General features: G+C 60.5%; 14 protein-coding genes. 1 reads left to right on the forward strand and 13 read right to left on the reverse strand.

The window, feature by feature from the left end; all coding sequences use genetic code 11:
* Nucleotides 1-231 precede the first annotated feature (231 nt).
* The 11 genes from O3300_RS06080 to O3300_RS06130 all read right to left on the reverse strand — a co-directional run bounded on the left by O3300_RS06080 (nt 232) and on the right by O3300_RS06130 (nt 12,786).
* Nucleotides 232-1,263: a hypothetical protein gene (locus tag O3300_RS06080; protein WP_305052409.1), complete on the reverse strand. Its 1,032-nt coding sequence runs from the start codon at nt 1,261-1,263 to the stop codon at nt 232-234.
* Nucleotides 1,260-2,729, reverse strand: coding sequence for a hypothetical protein (locus O3300_RS06085; protein WP_305052410.1), 1,470 nt, complete (start codon nt 2,727-2,729; stop codon nt 1,260-1,262). Before O3300_RS06085 ends, O3300_RS06080 begins: the two co-directional genes overlap by 4 nt.
* Nucleotides 2,726-8,407, reverse strand: coding sequence for a phage tail length tape measure family protein (locus O3300_RS06090; RefSeq protein WP_305052411.1), 5,682 nt, complete (start codon nt 8,405-8,407; stop codon nt 2,726-2,728). Before O3300_RS06090 ends, O3300_RS06085 begins: the two co-directional genes overlap by 4 nt.
* On the reverse strand, nt 8,408-8,746 hold the full coding sequence (locus O3300_RS06095; RefSeq protein ID WP_305052412.1) for a hypothetical protein: 339 nt from the start codon (nt 8,744-8,746) through the stop codon (nt 8,408-8,410).
* Nucleotides 8,747-8,754: 8 nt separating this feature from the next.
* Nucleotides 8,755-9,228 (reverse strand): hypothetical protein, encoded by a 474-nt coding sequence (locus O3300_RS06100; protein WP_305052413.1) that lies wholly within the window; start codon nt 9,226-9,228, stop codon nt 8,755-8,757.
* A gap of 132 nt (nt 9,229-9,360) precedes the next feature.
* Complete coding sequence (locus O3300_RS06105) at nt 9,361-10,566, reverse strand: phage tail tube protein (protein WP_305052414.1); 1,206 nt, start codon at nt 10,564-10,566, stop codon at nt 9,361-9,363.
* 67 nt (nt 10,567-10,633) lie between these two features.
* Complete coding sequence (locus O3300_RS06110; RefSeq protein ID WP_305052415.1) at nt 10,634-11,035, reverse strand: phage tail terminator-like protein; 402 nt, start codon at nt 11,033-11,035, stop codon at nt 10,634-10,636.
* Nucleotides 11,032-11,529 (reverse strand): HK97 gp10 family phage protein, encoded by a 498-nt coding sequence (locus tag O3300_RS06115; RefSeq protein ID WP_305052416.1) that lies wholly within the window; start codon nt 11,527-11,529, stop codon nt 11,032-11,034. Before O3300_RS06115 ends, O3300_RS06110 begins: the two co-directional genes overlap by 4 nt.
* Nucleotides 11,529-11,903: a hypothetical protein gene (locus O3300_RS06120; RefSeq protein WP_305052417.1), complete on the reverse strand. Its 375-nt coding sequence runs from the start codon at nt 11,901-11,903 to the stop codon at nt 11,529-11,531. The genes O3300_RS06115 and O3300_RS06120 overlap by 1 nt, the downstream gene beginning before the upstream one ends.
* A 95-nt stretch (nt 11,904-11,998) precedes the next feature.
* Complete coding sequence (locus O3300_RS06125; RefSeq protein ID WP_305052418.1) at nt 11,999-12,274, reverse strand: hypothetical protein; 276 nt, start codon at nt 12,272-12,274, stop codon at nt 11,999-12,001.
* Nucleotides 12,271-12,786, reverse strand: coding sequence for a DnaT-like ssDNA-binding protein (locus O3300_RS06130; RefSeq protein WP_305052419.1), 516 nt, complete (start codon nt 12,784-12,786; stop codon nt 12,271-12,273). The genes O3300_RS06125 and O3300_RS06130 overlap by 4 nt, the downstream gene beginning before the upstream one ends.
* 20 nt (nt 12,787-12,806) lie before the next feature.
* On the opposite strand from O3300_RS06130, the gene O3300_RS06135 reads away from it, so the two are divergent.
* Nucleotides 12,807-13,676: a hypothetical protein gene (locus O3300_RS06135; RefSeq protein WP_305052420.1), complete on the forward strand. Its 870-nt coding sequence runs from the start codon at nt 12,807-12,809 to the stop codon at nt 13,674-13,676.
* Nucleotides 13,677-13,715: 39 nt separating this feature from the next.
* Here the strand turns inward: O3300_RS06135 and O3300_RS06140 are convergent, their stop codons facing one another.
* A complete protein-coding gene (locus O3300_RS06140; protein ID WP_305052421.1) occupies nt 13,716-14,195 on the reverse strand; it encodes a hypothetical protein in 480 nt (159 codons plus the stop codon).
* Nucleotides 14,196-14,259: 64 nt separating this feature from the next.
* Nucleotides 14,260-15,252: a major capsid protein gene (locus O3300_RS06145; RefSeq protein WP_071077693.1), complete on the reverse strand. Its 993-nt coding sequence runs from the start codon at nt 15,250-15,252 to the stop codon at nt 14,260-14,262.
* Nucleotide 15,253 lies beyond the last annotated feature (1 nt).

A 15,253-nucleotide genomic window follows, 5' to 3' on the forward strand; every position in this document is an offset into this window, starting at 1 on the left:
GCCCATATCCATCACTCTGCCCACCGCCTGCCGGCAGCCCTGGTGCCTGATAGGGCGAGATCAGACTCGCACTGATTTTCTTTCCAGCGTACGCAGGATATGAAAAGGTCCGCGACACGTTCTGCCCTCGAGGGATCACCTCTTGGACAAGCCAGAACAGAGTGGACTCGATTCTTGAATCGTACGTAATGGCATTGCTATTCAAGTCCTTGCACAACACTCCATGGCTGCTCATGCGTCCAGGTCCCCGATTTGCACAACCACGACCTCGGCGCCGCTTGCGTTGATGCCGATTACCTTTTGCACATCGCCACGGATTTCCACGCGCGCGCCGCTGGTGCGACTGCGCAGCAGGCCAATCGTGCCAGTAGCCGCCACCAGTTCACCGGAGAACCTCGCGACCGGAGCAGTTGTCGGTGTTCCAGGCGTCACGGTAAGTCCTGGCATCTCAAGAAGGCCCGTACTCGACAGCTGGAAAAATCCACCTGGCACATTGATGTTGCCGATAAGCAAACCCTTGTCGCTTAAATGAAAGCCGCTGCCGCCGTTGCTGGGCCATCCGTAATTGTTAGTCGGATACCCAGCGCCACCATGCAGCGTCGCGCTGAAGATATCGCCTGCCGTCACCTTGCCCAGGTCGGCGCTGATTGCGCTCAACTGACCTACTTTAAGTGCGCTGAGGTACGGCGCGGCCCATTTGGTGGTGCCGCTGGCTGGATTGAAAATGCCATCGGACCGGTACAGCGATTCACCAGCGCCAAACAGAGGCGGCGAACCCTCCCATACCGTGCCGGCGCCCCAGGTATCAATCGGCGGATAGGATGCTGCCCCCTCCGTGCTGAGCGTCGCCGGTGCGCTGCCCAGGGACAGCAGACTGGTCTTGCTGTAGCAGATCCGTGCTGAATTGCCCGTCACTCCGTCGAAAATCTTGCTGACCGTCTGGCTTGCTGTATAGGTCAAGCCGTCGACCACGATGCTGGCCGTCACCGTCACGCTGTCGCCCACCATGCCACCATAGGTCATGCTGGCCACGTTCCCGACGCGCGTCAACACGCTGGCATTGCTGGCGGAAAACGCCACCTGGCCCTGCATATTCACCAGGCCGGCCGTGAAATCGATGCTGACCGGCGCCGCGATTGTCGTAGCCGCCACCTTGAACGCCTGTGCCGTCGCTGCCAGCAGCAGCACGCGGTCGTTGGCCGGCTCGAAGCGCGGGACGGTGTTCATGATCAAGCGGTCACGAGTACCGCCGATAGAGGTCATACCAACACCCCGACGGTGATGCGGCCGGTCAGCCATGACGGCGAAAGGATCACCACCACGCCAGGCGCACCGTCTTGCAGGCCAAAACGTTTATCGCGCAGCACCACGGGCTGCCCAAGTTCCAACAGCATCATCTCCGGCTCTCCATCAAACTCGTAAATCGTGCGTTGCACCTTGTGCAGCGCCAGACGCCGCGTCGCTTCCGCGCGGGCGTCTTCCGTGGTTTTGAGGCAGGTATCGATCTGCGGCGGGTCATCCGTCAAGCGGTAACGCGCCTTGACCGCCTCATCGACCACCGTTTCCGTCAGCCATTCCGTGGCGTACAGGTCGGCATGCGCGGGCGGGATACTGGTCGTCAGGTTGGCCTGCACAGTCCAGTTCCGGTCGTAGCCAATCTTGACGGCCGCCACCACGGCCAGGCGCTGCGCCGGATGCAAAGAATCCTCCAGCATCTGGTCCGGGCCGATCTCAACCGGTACGCCAGCGGCCGGCAGCGCGATCTGGATCAGACGCAGCTTGCCGGTGCGCGAAATCAACGCCTGCGCGCCCACGCTGGCAGCCAACTGCTGGATAGCCTGCGCCTGGTTGGTTCGGTCCGCTACGTACAGGCCCACCAGCTGCGGATGGGCAGCATCGAAGGCGGCCAGATTGGCTAGGTCCAGGTCGGCGGCAGTGAAGCGGTCGCCTACCTTGCCGTAGCCGGTGGCGATGCGCTGCACCAGCGGTCCGATGCGTGGCGCATAGCCGCCAGCGTTGTCACCCTGCACGCTGGCCGTCACCACGTTGGCCAGCGGGTTGATGGTCAATTTGAAGCGGCCCGCAGCATTGTCGATCGTAATCGGGACCGGCTTGCCGTTGGTGCGCACCTCGAATATCGACTCGACAGCCCCGAGAAACCCGTATTCCTGCGTCGCCGGGTTCGTCAGTAGCGGCGCCACGTTGTGGCATTCGCCAAGCGGGATGGGCAACGTGACATCCTTGTTCGTCGACACGCCGCCCAGCTTGACCTCGGTCATAGGCGTATCCAGGCGCTGCATCTTGTCGCGCAGCGCCAGGTTGAATGAATTGCGGTCCGTACTGCCAATGTCGGCAACGATGCCGTCGAAGACCAGGCGAAAATCCGCGCGCAGCCAGCGCAAGTCGCCCGACCAGACCTTGATCGCCCGGTTTCGCCAGACGTCGGCGAGCCAGCCATCGAGCGCGCCATCGGCATTGTCCAGCTCGATATCGCCGCCGGACAATCCCGCCTCGCCCGTCAGGCTGACCTGCTCGGTAAAGGCCAGGCCACCGGTAGCCAGCGGCAGATACTCGGTATTCGCGGGCACATCAAGCGATCCGGTGAGGTAAGGCCGGGAGGCGATATACCGCGTCACCTCCTGGCCGGCCACGTTCACTTGCACCTCGATAAGCACCATGCGGATGGCTGACGGTGTCTCCAGCCATTCCAGAAATTGTGCATCTATCATTTACTGTACTCCACCTGTTTTACCCGAGCGGCTGCTCGAGCAGATTTGTCAACGCCATCCACCACGGTTTTCGCGGCAACGACGTTCGATTCAACCGTGGCCTTGATTGCGGCGCCGGTCTGCTTGGCCTGATCGGCACGCAGCCCCTTGACCTCTTCCCGCAGACTCTTGATCTCGGCCACCAAGGCGTCGTTGTTGCCACTACCGGAGCTGGGCCCCGTTCCGCCAAAGTAGCGGCGCAGCGCAGCGGCAGCCGGTGCGTCGATCACCGGCTCGCCGGCATGCAGTTCGGCGATATAGCCGTCATAGGGCGTACTGACCAGGCCGCCGGCATGGGAACCGTCGAACTGCACGCCCAAACCGCTCGCCGCGCCCATCGCGACCCGCAGGTTGGCGATGGCTTGCGCCACCGTCAGCACGCTGTCGTTGATGGTAATCAGGCCCGATACCTGGGCCTTGAGGGCATCCAGGCTGGCCTGCTGCACGTCGACCTGAACCGAGGCCCACTTGGCGGCGTCTTCGTTGGCAGCGATGACGCGCGCATAGTCCGCCGCATACTTGGCATCCGACGCGTTCACCACCTGAGAAGCCGTCAAGAACGCTTGCTCGGCAGCCGACAAGCCGGACTGTGCCGTCGTGTCACCGGCGTTTGCTGCTGCCAGGGTCTTCTCGAACTGGGCGCGCGCCTCGGCGTAACGTTGCTCCGGCGTCAGGATGGACTGATTGCCCAGGGCCATACTGGCGTTCAGGCCGTTGAGCGTGGACACCCACGATTTCGACTTATCCAGCGCCGTCTGGGCCGCTGCCGATTCCCTTTCGTATGCCTTGCCCAGCGCATCCTTGGCCGATACGACCGCCCTGGCTGCCTGCACCTGGTCGAACAGCGCGCGGTTGACGGCGGCAATACCGGAGCGCTGGATCGCCAGCAGTTCCATTTCGCTTTTCGTCAGCTCGTTGAGATGCTTTTGCAGGTCCATGCGCTCGCTGGCGATTTCGCTGGCCGTTTTGAGAACTGCTGCATATTCGCCTGTTGCCGCAGCCACTTCGGCAGCGTAATCGGCTGCTTTCTTGAACGGCTCGGCAAGGGCAATCAACTCCACATACATCGCCTGGCCGGCGGCCGTGTTCAAGTCCTGCGCCAAAACCAGGGCTTTGAACTGATCGACAGACTTCACACCTGATACGCCCAGCTTGCCCATGGAATCGTTCACCGATTTCGTGATCGGCGCCATCCGCTCCGCTTCCGACAGAAAGTTTTCGACGAAGAAGCTGGTTCCTCCGGTCAGCTTGTCAAGGCCACCGGCCGTCGCAATCAAGCTTTCGCTCAGCGCCACGGCGCCCAGGCCTGTTGCATTGAAAGACTTGCCCAGCACGGCCAGCACGTCGGACACCTGCAGGTAGTCGTTCGTAACGCGCACCAGCGTTTCCAGGTAGCCTTCGCCCACAGCCTGATATTCCTGCAGCCCAGCCACACCGAACTTGGCCATGTCATCGCCGACCTTAGAAAATGCTGTTTCCAGCGCTTTCTGTTGCTCTTCGCCGGACAGACCCTTCAAACTAATCTTGCCCAAGTCGACTACAAACGAACTGAGCCGGGCATTAAATGCGGCGCCGCCCATGCCCAGCGCATCAGCAGCACTGCGGATCGTCTGCCCCATGCTGCTGATGATCATGGTGAACTGGTTATTCATTTCCCCCGATAGCGCGGCGGTTTGTGTACTGTCCTTGTCCTTATAGGTGAAACCGAATGCCTTTTTCTTCGTGTTGACATCGGCATAAGCCTGGGCCGTGAAGCCTAGGGCATCAACATTCCCCAATGACATGGCTTTTCCGGTAATGCCCTGGTCCTTGATCGAGGTCGAGGTGTTGAACAGTTTCGACACGACGCCACCAAGCACGGATCCAAGCACGGCGCCAACGGCAAGGCCAAGTGGCCCGCCAATTGCGGCCATGCCCATACCCAAGTAAGTGCCGAGTGCAGCGCCACCGACACCACCAGCGAGCGTGCCGGCCGCCATGCCAAGGCTACCGCCCAGTGTGGTCGTGCCCGTTTGTACACCCGCTGCCGCGCCACCGCCAGCAGCCGTCACGCCGGAGCGCGCCAACAGACTGGACAAATTGCCAATGCCGGACACCATCTTCCTCAAGGACGAATCCATCGAAATGGTGTGTGCCAGGCCCAGGCCGGAGTTTTTTTCCATGATGGCCAGGCTGTGTGCGATCGATTCCGATTTCGCGGATGAGTCGCCCAGAATGGATCCGGTACCGGTGGCGGCCTGGCGGTCCTTGGCAGTCGTGTCCGACCCACCGCCGCCAGATACTGCGAAGCCCAGGGCGGCCATCGCCGCAGCCATCGCTGCCATGCGAATCCAAGCGCTGTAAGGATCACCCTGCGCTTGTGTAGCGACCGCCACGGCGGCAGCGGATGTGCCTTTCACCGTGTCAGCAGCAAGTTGCGTTGCTGTGCCGGCCTGGACGGCCACCGCTTTGGCAGCTTCCGCCCCCAATGTTGCAGTCGTCACAACCTCGACGGCAAACAACTTCTTCACCATCGATTCAATCGCCATAGCCATTTCCACGGCACGATAAGCTTTTTCAGCGCCTTCCATTGCCCGATAGCCAGCGGTGTTCTCTTTGAAAAAGCCCTTGGCTGAGCTGGCCATATCACCATAGGATTTGATCTGGGCCTGCGCGCCCTGCTGGGCCGCAGCAGCCTGGGCCTTGGCGACCTTGGTCGGGTCGCCATAGGCATCCTTAGTGGCAGCGGCCAACTGGGCAGCGATAGCCTGCTGCTGCACGGCATAGCCAGACAAGGCCGTCGTCAACCCGCCGATGGCAGTGCCAACCGCGCCGAACGACGCGGCCATGCCTTGCGCTGCTGACTTCGTTGCGGTATCGACAGCCGTCAGGATATCCAGCAGCTCTTTGGCCTTGGCCACGTCGCCGCCCTGCTCTTGCGTCGAAGCCTTGCCTTGCACGATGCCAAGGCGTTTCATCGCTTCGATCTTGCGATTGATACCATCGATGACCTTCTCATTGCCCTCGAAACTTGCGAGAGCAGCTTTTTGCTCTTCAAGGTCGGCGACAGCCAAAGCGGTCTTTTGCGCCGGCAACAAGCCGTAGGTGCGGATTTGCTCATCTGTGACAGCGATCTGCGCATTAATCGCGCCAATCTCTTTATTGGTTGCCAGTACAGCCGCCTCACTAAGCGCGTCCTTACGCAGCATTTCCTCCATTTCCGTAAGTTCGACGGCATCAGCTGCCCGCAAAATTGCCGCTGCGCGTTTAGCATCTAAATCATTTGCCTTTTTATTATTTTTTTCTGCCTCTACGCCAGTAGCGTTATGGTGATCTTTGAGGACTGCAATTTGCCTGGTATAGCCATTAATTTCCTCTTGTTCAGCGGCCCGCGCATTGTCACGTTTATTCTTAAAGTACTCCTCGTCGCCAAGTCGTCCTGCCTTATGGAACATCTCGTTAATCTTGGAAAGTTGTCCGATTCTTTCCTTTTCCAGATTCACATCATCCTGGATGCGGGCCAAGCGATCCGCCATCGCTGTGTTTTCGATCTGATCAGCCTTTGGTTTAGCCTTCTCTGTGTGCGCCTTGGTCCGAGCAGCAATACCAGCGGCGATCGCGTCTGGAGTAATGAGGGGCGAATTAGGGTCGGCGGCCCGGATGGCATCGATGTTCGATTGGTACGCATCCAGGGCGACCGCCAGCTCCCCCATTCCTTTCTTTTGCAGGCGGATATCTTCCGCGTGGATCATCGCGGCGGCATGAACTGCACGCGAATTTTTAGTCGCCACTTCTCCCTGGGCCATAGCTACGGCATCAGCTTTGTTCAATTTGTCTACAGCATCGGTCAGGCCAAGGACAATCTGCGTACGGGTTGCCTGGAGTTCAGGCGTAATGGCATCAGGTGCGCGCCCCAAGCGCAGATTGCTATCAGCCAGCCCCTTATCGAATTCCGACAGGCGGAAACTGTATTTTTTTACATCGGCCGCTGGCGTTGCCTTGGCGCCGTAGCTTCCGATGGCATCCATAGCGCCGCCGATTGCTTCTTTTACGCCATGCCAAGCGCGCGCCACACTACCAAGGTTGGCAATCATCTGCTCTGCACCATCCTTGGTTGCCTTTGCAAACGCCTCAGTGGCGACTGCAGATGCACCCTTGGCATCACCGTCTTTTTCCAAGGCACGGATTGCCTCATATACGGAAAGCGTCAAGAAGTGATAGGTGTCATCCAACTTGACGGTTGCGCGCGTGATCACCTCGGTCGCACGGTTGGTGCTACCAGTCGACTGAACGGCCAGAGATTCGAATTCTTTGATTGTTTTTTTGACAGATTCACCAGTGGCATGTTCAAGAGCAATAACGGCATCAGTAATGTAGGCGATCTGATCGCCCGTAAATTTGCCGGTGCCGGCCAACTCTGTGACGACCTTCTTGGCCTCACGGATACTCCCACCCGCCTCAGTCGCCGCATGCGCCATTTCGTTCAACTTGTCGCTGGTGACGCCTGCATAGTTGTTCGTCGAGATCAGGGCATTATTCATTTCGCGCTGCTCGCTGGCACCTTTGATCATCGCGTAGGCAACCGTGCCCAGTGCGCCAGCAAAGGCCAGCGCAGCCAGGCCGGCGGCGCTGAACAGCAGGCTGGCGGCACCAGTTTGTTCGCCGAGAACCATCATCGAGCCGCCGAAGCGTTGGAACTGCCCCTGGCTCAGCTCATGGGCAAGCACTAGCAGTTCGCGCTTGGCGCTCGCCGATTGAAAACTCAGGCCCTCCATGTGGCCGCCCGCCGACTTCGCGCCGGCGCCGGCTTCGGCCAGCTTGTTGATCAGCGGTGAAGCGGCGTCGGATACGCCCAACTGGGCGGCGCGGTAGGTTTGTAGCTGCTGGGTCGTCATACCCAGCGTGGCCACTTGGTCCTGCAAGCTCTTGATAAAACGATCGCCAGCGGCTGCTGCCCGATCCTGTGCGCCAGCAGCGTCGCGGGCAGCCCGCTCCTCGCGGCGCATCGCATCGATGCTATTGCCCAGGGCTGCCGCCTTGGTCTGAGCTGCGCTGCCCAGGCCCAATTCGGCGGCGCGATAGCGTTCCAGTTCGCCGCGCGCCATGCCGAAAGTGTCGATCTCGCGCTGCAGCTCAAGCAACATTCGGTGGTTAGACTCTTCCAAGGTACGCGCAGCTTCGGCGGCCTGCCGCATGATGCGGGTCGTGTCGGCCATCGCACCGTTGTAGTCAGCCTGCTTCTTCCAAGTACGCTCGGTGGCATTGCCGAGACTATCAATCCCAGCGGCGGCGGCCTCACTGCTACGCCAGACGCCCATAGATGAGCCCATGAACCCATCGAGCGTATTACTGCCGCCCAGGAATACCGTGCGGATGCGGGTAGCAGTGGCGCCCATCGCATCGATGGAGGCCGTCGCGGCATCCACCTTTTGCACCACGCGAGCGCCGGCCTCGCCGACGGCATCAACAGCCGCTGCGCCTTCCGCAGTTTTTCCCTTGGCGTCCGCGCTCGCCTTGCCAAGTTTGTCAATAGCCGTCGTCGCGCTGTCGACCTTTTTCTCGACACTTTCACTGGCGGCACCGAGGCGGTCCATTGCTTGGGCGCCCTGCTCCAACTGGCGCGTGTCGATCGAAAGGCCAAGTTCGGCGATATCAGGCATTTATTTGTCCTTCTTGTTTTGGTGATAAATGAACAGCGCATCCAGGCGATCGATTACGCCCTCTTCGAACGGATCGAAGCGGACGCCGTGGCGGGCCTGCCAGGCCAGTATCTCGGCACTGGTCAGCGAGTTCACGGCCATGCCGCACTGGCGTTTCTGGTTCAACTGAGTGAACCAGGTCCAGATATAGGCCAGCTCGGGCGGCAGCTGCGGAACCGCCGGCGCCTCGGGCGCCCGATAAAGCGGGTTTTGCCGGGCGGTGTCCAGGTGATCGCCCTTGGCGTTGCCATCGCCTGCTACTGACGCTCGATCAAACAGGTGATCGGCGTACAGCAGCAAGGCCTGGGTCAGACCTTCAAAAAATTGGCGTCGTTTTCCAAGGCGGTTGTGACGCGCTCCTGCCAGGTCGGGTACTTGTCGAACGCCGCGGCAATCATGCCCTTGTCGAACGGCACGGCCGCGCCATTGCTGGTGAAGCCGTACCAGTCAACGGCCACGGCCAGCGCCAGGCGCTTCTGGTTGTCGTCGATGACGCTCACCAGCTGATTGGAGCCTTCATCGGTCGAGGCGTCGATGGCCGTCTTACGTTTGGCGGACTTGCGATAGCCTTCGGCGCGCACGGCGTGGCTTTCCTTGCGGTACTCGTCGGAATTCTTGCCGACAATCTTGATGCCCGCCACGGGCTCGCCGTCGGCGTCGAAGATCACGGGCACGTCGAAGGTCACGTGCGCGGCAGGCGCGGACAGGTTGGCGATATCGAAGCCAGCGACGGCCAGGGTTTGAGCGGTGTTCAGGGTTGCAGGTGCTTGGGTGGTGTTCATGGGTAGTGCCTTTCGTGGGTAGTAAGCAATGCCCGTGCCGGCCGCCGCGCCCACGAAGGCGACAGCGACCGGTCGGTGCTGGGGTGGCGCATGCGCCAAAAAGAAAGCCCGGCGCGTGGCCGGACGGAAGGGTTACACCAGGCTGGTGTCCTGGAACGCCACGGTCGTGGCTTCGTGCTGCGCGTCGGCGCCCTGGTAGCGCAGGACGTCGAAAGCGCACGTGACGATCTTGTTTTTCTCGCCGTCATCGACCTTTGCCGAGGTGATCTTGATGCGGCCCATGGCGATCGTCATGACCTCAGCCAGCGGCGCCGTACTGGCCGCCATGGCGTAGGCCAGCGACAGCTCGACTTCCTGCTTGAAGTAGTCGATGTATGCCGAGTCCTGCATCAGCACCGTGAACTGGCCGCTGCCCAGCACCTTGCCGCGCGAGGCGGCCGTGGCGAACTTCGAACCAATCACCGGATCGATCTTGACCTGGCCGTCCAAGGACAGCGACATGCCCGTGCAGATTTGCGACGGAATGCCGGCGACCGACAGCATCGCGGTGGCGCCGGAGAACTTGCCGGTGCCGGGCGTGGCGGCCGGTGCCGCGAAGTACGCCGCCGGCGTGGTCGGGCCCTCCAGCTTGCCCATCAGGGTGAAGTCCATGCTCGTGATGCCATTCGGCTGCACGGCGATGTCGACCTTGCTGACCAACTGGTCGATGAAGCATCGATTCACGGCAATCCCCGGATCCTGCACTTCGGCGGTGAACCAGTCCGTGGTGTGGCCGGTCAGGGGCGTGAAGCTACGTTTCCCGGTCGCGGTCACGGTCACCGGGTCGCCCTCGACCTTCACCGTCATCGCGCTGCCGTCCATGAACTGCCCCGTGAGCTTCAGCGCCGTGGCGGACGTAACGAAGAAATTCTTGCCATTGTTGGCGGCGCCCGTGGTCAGGAAGCCACCGATGCGCACGACGGTACCGGCGCGGTGGCCGTCGGCCAGCCAGGAGCCAGCGCTGCGCGTCAGGCCTGTTGCGCCCGAGGCGATGGTATTTTGCGCCGCGGTGGTACCGCCGGCGGTGAAGTCGCGGCGCAGCAGCGCGGCCAGCAGCACGGCGTAGGTGCCGCACGAGGCCTCACCCTTGATAGCGCCCGACGTGCGGAAGTTACCCAGGCGCGTGTCGCTCTGTTGCTGGCTCGGGTCGATCTCGTTGCTCGAGTACTTGTCGGCGTCCGTATCGAACGTCGCTGTCACGCGCGGATAGAGGCGGCCGGCGGCGACCAGGGCCTTCGTGCCTTCCGCCGGTTGCTTGCCGATTACGAGCAGGCTGTCGATGCCGTTTGCAGTGGTCATGGTGTGGATTGCCTTTCTTTGGTCGAAAAAAAAGACCGCCGAGGCGATCTGTGTGGGGTGATGCGGATTACAGGTTGCAGAACCAGCGAATCTTGACCGGGACCATCCAGCGGTCGCCGTCCTCGCGGCCGTCAGCGATTTCAGGCGTGCGCTCGATCTGCACGGTCACATCGCCCTTCGTAAAGCTAGCGCCGCGGCGGAACAGCTCCTTGATCATTTCAGCACGCGTGCCGGCGGCAGCAGTCCCCTGCCCCGGCGGATACAGCAAGCTGACCTGGAAGATACCGCGCTCTTGGTGAGCGCCGTCGCCCATGGAGTAGTTCTCGGGCGCCACCGGCAGCAGGTAGGCTGCTTGGTACGGCCGGCCGGTGATAGGCGTGTACGGCACGTTCTGCCAAGCGGTGTCGATGGCTGGCGCGAGGCCGGCCAGCGCTGCTTCCAGCGCCGCGCGTATTTTCGGTTGACTCATAATTTGTATGTTGAATAGCCTTGTGCAAACTCGTTTGCGGTGGTCCCGTCGCGCACGCCATTCACCGCGTTGTCCACGATGGTGCGGAATTCCACGACCGTCAGCATCACCACTCCGACGGGCGCCTGGCGGGACCAGCCCTCCTCGATGCGCTTCGCATAAGGCAGGTTGTTCACGAGATAGATCACGTCGCCCGCCTTCGCCGCGCTGATCGTGCTGCCGTGCGCGGCAAGCGTGGCGCTGCCGTCCTTGTCGATCAGGTCCCTCACACCAGCGGCCGGCGAGCCGATGGAAAGCTGCCAATTGGCCCGGAAGCGGCCGCCCGTGTAGCCAGGCGGCGGCTTGTGCTTCCAAAACTTGGCGTCGCCAACCGGCGAGCGCTGCACCAGCTTGTTGTCGACCTTCATAGTGATGGCACGCACCACCAGATCTTGGTTCGCCTTGCTCTTGGCGATGAATTCGGCGATCTGCATCGAAAACGACATGTTTGCCATCAAAGCCCCCGTAGTTGCAGCGTGTACAGCACGGCCACATCGACCGGCGCCGTCGTTTCGACGGCCTTCACCGTGTAGCTGGCGCCGCCGAACAGCACCAGATCGGCTGTGGTTGGCGCCGGCATGGCCTGGCCATTGCGCTGCAGCGGCGACAGCAACAGCTTCTGGTCGCCCGCCTGGATCAGCGTGCCGTCGATGTTTTCAGCCTCGTAGTTGATCTTGACGCCCGTGCCTTCGTAATCGGTGGTCGTGCTGGGCGCTGTGCCCAGGTCTGGATCATATGGATCGGTCACGACCCGGCGCAGCACCACAATGCCGCCCTTGCGACGCAGGGACTGGTCGGCGCGCGCGGCAGTTTTGGTGTAGTCGGTCATCAGTCAGCCTTCAGATAGTCATGCGGCGGGGTCTTGCTGAAGCGGACCGCCTTGATGACGGCCCTGCCGTCGATCAGCGCGCGCAGCACGCGATGCTAGCCGTCCATGATGAAGCCCTCTTGGCTCAAAATCACCGGATGACGGGTGTCAACGTCCAGCGCACGCCGCATGTGGTGCGCCATGCCAAACGGCGAGCCTTCTGGCGTCCAGACTTCGGTGCCGAGATAGATAGCCGCCAGTGGCAGGTCAAACGGCTCCAGATCCTTGGAGCGGGCGATGAGATTTGTGACCGTCCACACCTTACCGTTATGGCTGTACGTGTTCTCGTGCGCAGCGCAGCCCTCGATTTGTACTACCGGGAATGTGCTCATGCTCGCACCACTTTCATCGAATTGCCGCCGCCGGCCGAGCCGAAGTAAGGCGCCAGGAGCGCATCCACGGCCACGAAGCGTTCGCGCGCGTCCGTGGTGTTCTGGAAGTACTCGGTATCGATTGGCCCCACCTTGTCACGTTTAATGGCGTTCGAACCGGTATCGAGGTCGGGTAGCAGATCCTCGCCGCTGCCGGCGCGCACGGCCAGGTCGATGCAGGCGTTGACGATGTCGAGCGGCACAATGGTGCTGGGCACGACGAAGCCGTCGACCGCCACGTTGTAGCGCGGCCAGTCCAACGCTTGGTGCTGATGCACCCTGCGGCCGGCCCAGCGCGTGCGGTAGGTGGCCATGAAGATCATGGCCTTGCGCAGGGCGATTTCCTTGTCGGCCTCGGCCAGCGCCGACCAGGCTGTCAGGCCCAAGCTGGCGCAGCGCGCGTCCGCTGCGGCGACGCTGGCGTAGGATTCGGCGTTGGCCAGGCCGGCGCCGATTTCGATGGGGAGTGTCATTAAATATCCACAATGAAATTATGATACCCTTCTGGCAATTATTAAAATGGCTAGGGTTATCTATGGAAAAAATTTACGAAGCAATAGATTCCATCACGAAGCGACTCAGCAATCCGTTTTTAGTATCGTTCGCAATTTCTTGGCTTGTAGCAAACTGGAAGGCAGTTCTTGTAGCAATGAGTGATGACCACTACACGGTAAAAATTGCATACCTAGATCAAACGTTGTACGCAACGGCAACTAATCCGAACTGGCGGCTCATTTGGATACCACTAATCGCCTCTGGGACATATGTAGTTGTCCTCCCACTACTTGCGACATTTGGCACTGTAGTGAACGGGTTGTACGACAATTTAAATGAAGTAGCGAAAGCGTTTGTACTCAAAACTCGCGTATTGACGCTTAAGCAATCCCGCGAACTCCAAGCAAACATAGAGGTGATGTTAAACAAAGTCACAGAAGATCGTGACCGCTTAGCCACTGCAAGAATCGATTCCAGCAATAAGGCAGGGATTTCTGCGTCTTCACTTCTCTTGGCATCGCAGCCACTTCTCCTAGTTGCTCTTCCAATAGAAGCAGAGCTCTGGACTGGTCCCATCGAAAAAATGCCTGAAAATCGTACTGTAGGCTCATTAATTCAGGACGATTTCGCCAAACACCATGGTGTTCCAAAAACTTGGTTAAAGGTGTTTGAACCAAATGAAAAAATGAATAGTTTTTCACTACAACGGGCAGCGAAGCTATACGAACTGTCTGAACAAGAAACATTGGAAAGACTTCTTAGGCTTTCAGCAATTGGGCTAATTAACTTCCAGTGGGTAGACGACCAGTTTAGATTCGAGCTCTCCGGTCGTAGGTGGGGCGACTTGCTGCAAGGGCGCCGAGCATAGCGGATCAACGTATACCAGCATGCCCGGTGATACGACTGATTACGTGGTCTTGGCCGCTTTGACTGGCTTGTCGGCCGGCGTAGGAGTAGCGCCGGCGACCTGGGCCACTCCCCCCCGGGCGGCCTCGTCCCGCAGTCGTTTCGCCTCGGCTTCATTGGCTGCGGCCTGCTCCGAGATACGGATGGCAGCCGCCTCGTTTTCGCGCGCTTGCTCGACAACGCGCTCTCTTTCGGCCGCCAGGTCATACTCGCGTTGCTGCAGGTCATCGTGCGCAGCCAGCAGATCAGCACGGGCAGCCGTCAACTCGGCCATGGTCGGCATGCGCTCTCCCGCGCCTTGATCAATGTATTCAGCCTTGATCGTGACTTCCGGTACATTTTCAGCGGCATTGGCGCGGCCAACAACCATGTTTGCATCGATGATTTTAAGGCCAGCCTGGCGCGCGAGCGCCTTGACGTCCTCGCTGTATTGGAACATCGGCCCTGGCAGATACCAGATGTTTGCCGGTACATTTTCCATTTGGAACTCCGTTTTTTAAACTTGATGGAAGAAGCCGCGCCCCGTTGAGAGGCGCGGCGCGGGCTTACTTGGTCGCGTCGCCGATGGTGATCACGCCAGCCGTATGCTTGTCGCTGGTGGCCACCTTGTCCCAGTTGGAGCCGGTGCCCAGCGCGGCGTCGGATGGCGATTTGCCGCCCGATGCTTCGTCCCAGGTGTAGCCCTTCAAGCCCAGGCCGAAGGTGTAGTCGACCTGCATCGTGGTTTCGATACGCTGATTGCCGTTGGTCGTTTCGATGTTGCTGATAATGTCCGAACCGTCGGTAACGGTTGCAGCACCTTCGGCCAAGGACAGCACGCGCAACTTCGCGGGTGCCGCAGGACCAGGCGCCGGCCCGACTGCTGCCGAGTACAGCGCCGGTGCATCGGTAACCACCACCGGCTTGCCCAGCACATCCACCACGCGGACGTTTTGGGCCTGGAACAGCTGAGTAGCATTGGCCAGGTTGGCGCCGATCAGCTTGTGGAAGGTCGTGCCGTTCATGATCTGCGCCACCAGATTGCCGCTGTGGTCGCCAAACTTGCCATGGGCTTCATTCATGGCGATGTAGTCCACACCACGCGTCGCGCTCACATCGTTGACCGTGTTGGCGTTGTTGCTGATGGCCGCCACCAGCGCCAGGATGGCAGTGTTCAGCTGGTCCGCCAGCATCGCTTCGGCGAAATTGCGCGAGGCGACTTCGATGCCTTCAGCCGTCGGCTTGTGCAACCAGGTCATCTGCGATGGCTCGAAGCGGATCGGGCCGAAGCCGCCGGCGATCTTCACCGAGTTGTGCTTCAACTGGGTCAGGTCGGTTGACGCCGCCACGCCATTGGCGCCGTAGCGATTTACACGGCGCTGGGCGGAGTGAATTGCGGCAAAAAACGATTCTTGCAGGAAGTCACCTTCGAAGCCTTCGGTGGTGAGACGGATGGCGCCATTGCTGGCTGCGTTGAACTTGTCCACCATCTGCGCCAGCGTTTCGATGGTCGCCGGCATGATGTACTTGTTGAAGACTTGCATTTGGGAGAGAGACATT

Source organism: Janthinobacterium sp. SUN206, assembly GCF_030587305.1.
Taxonomy (GTDB): domain Bacteria; phylum Pseudomonadota; class Gammaproteobacteria; order Burkholderiales; family Burkholderiaceae_D; genus Janthinobacterium; species Janthinobacterium kumbetense.

Excerpts from the sequence above, each read along its gene's own strand:
- O3300_RS06080 (WP_305052409.1), bottom strand. The coding sequence starts at position 1,263 with ATGACCTCTATCGGCGGTACTCGTGACCGCTTGATCATGAACACCGTC.
- O3300_RS06135 (WP_305052420.1), top strand. The coding sequence starts at position 12,807 with ATGATACCCTTCTGGCAATTATTAAAATGGCTAGGGTTATCTATGGAA.
- O3300_RS06105 (WP_305052414.1), bottom strand. The coding sequence starts at position 10,566 with ATGACCACTGCAAACGGCATCGACAGCCTGCTCGTAATCGGCAAGCAA.
- O3300_RS06110 (WP_305052415.1), bottom strand. The coding sequence starts at position 11,035 with ATGAGTCAACCGAAAATACGCGCGGCGCTGGAAGCAGCGCTGGCCGGC.
- O3300_RS06100 (WP_305052413.1), bottom strand. The coding sequence starts at position 9,228 with ATGAACACCACCCAAGCACCTGCAACCCTGAACACCGCTCAAACCCTG.
- O3300_RS06120 (WP_305052417.1), bottom strand. The coding sequence starts at position 11,903 with ATGACCGACTACACCAAAACTGCCGCGCGCGCCGACCAGTCCCTGCGT.
- O3300_RS06115 (WP_305052416.1), bottom strand. The coding sequence starts at position 11,529 with ATGGCAAACATGTCGTTTTCGATGCAGATCGCCGAATTCATCGCCAAG.
- O3300_RS06085 (WP_305052410.1), bottom strand. The coding sequence starts at position 2,729 with ATGATAGATGCACAATTTCTGGAATGGCTGGAGACACCGTCAGCCATC.
- O3300_RS06130 (WP_305052419.1), bottom strand. The coding sequence starts at position 12,786 with ATGACACTCCCCATCGAAATCGGCGCCGGCCTGGCCAACGCCGAATCC.
- O3300_RS06090 (WP_305052411.1), bottom strand. The coding sequence starts at position 8,407 with ATGCCTGATATCGCCGAACTTGGCCTTTCGATCGACACGCGCCAGTTG.
- O3300_RS06140 (WP_305052421.1), bottom strand. The coding sequence starts at position 14,195 with ATGGAAAATGTACCGGCAAACATCTGGTATCTGCCAGGGCCGATGTTC.
- O3300_RS06125 (WP_305052418.1), bottom strand. The coding sequence starts at position 12,274 with ATGAGCACATTCCCGGTAGTACAAATCGAGGGCTGCGCTGCGCACGAG.
- O3300_RS06145 (WP_071077693.1), bottom strand. The coding sequence starts at position 15,252 with ATGTCTCTCTCCCAAATGCAAGTCTTCAACAAGTACATCATGCCGGCG.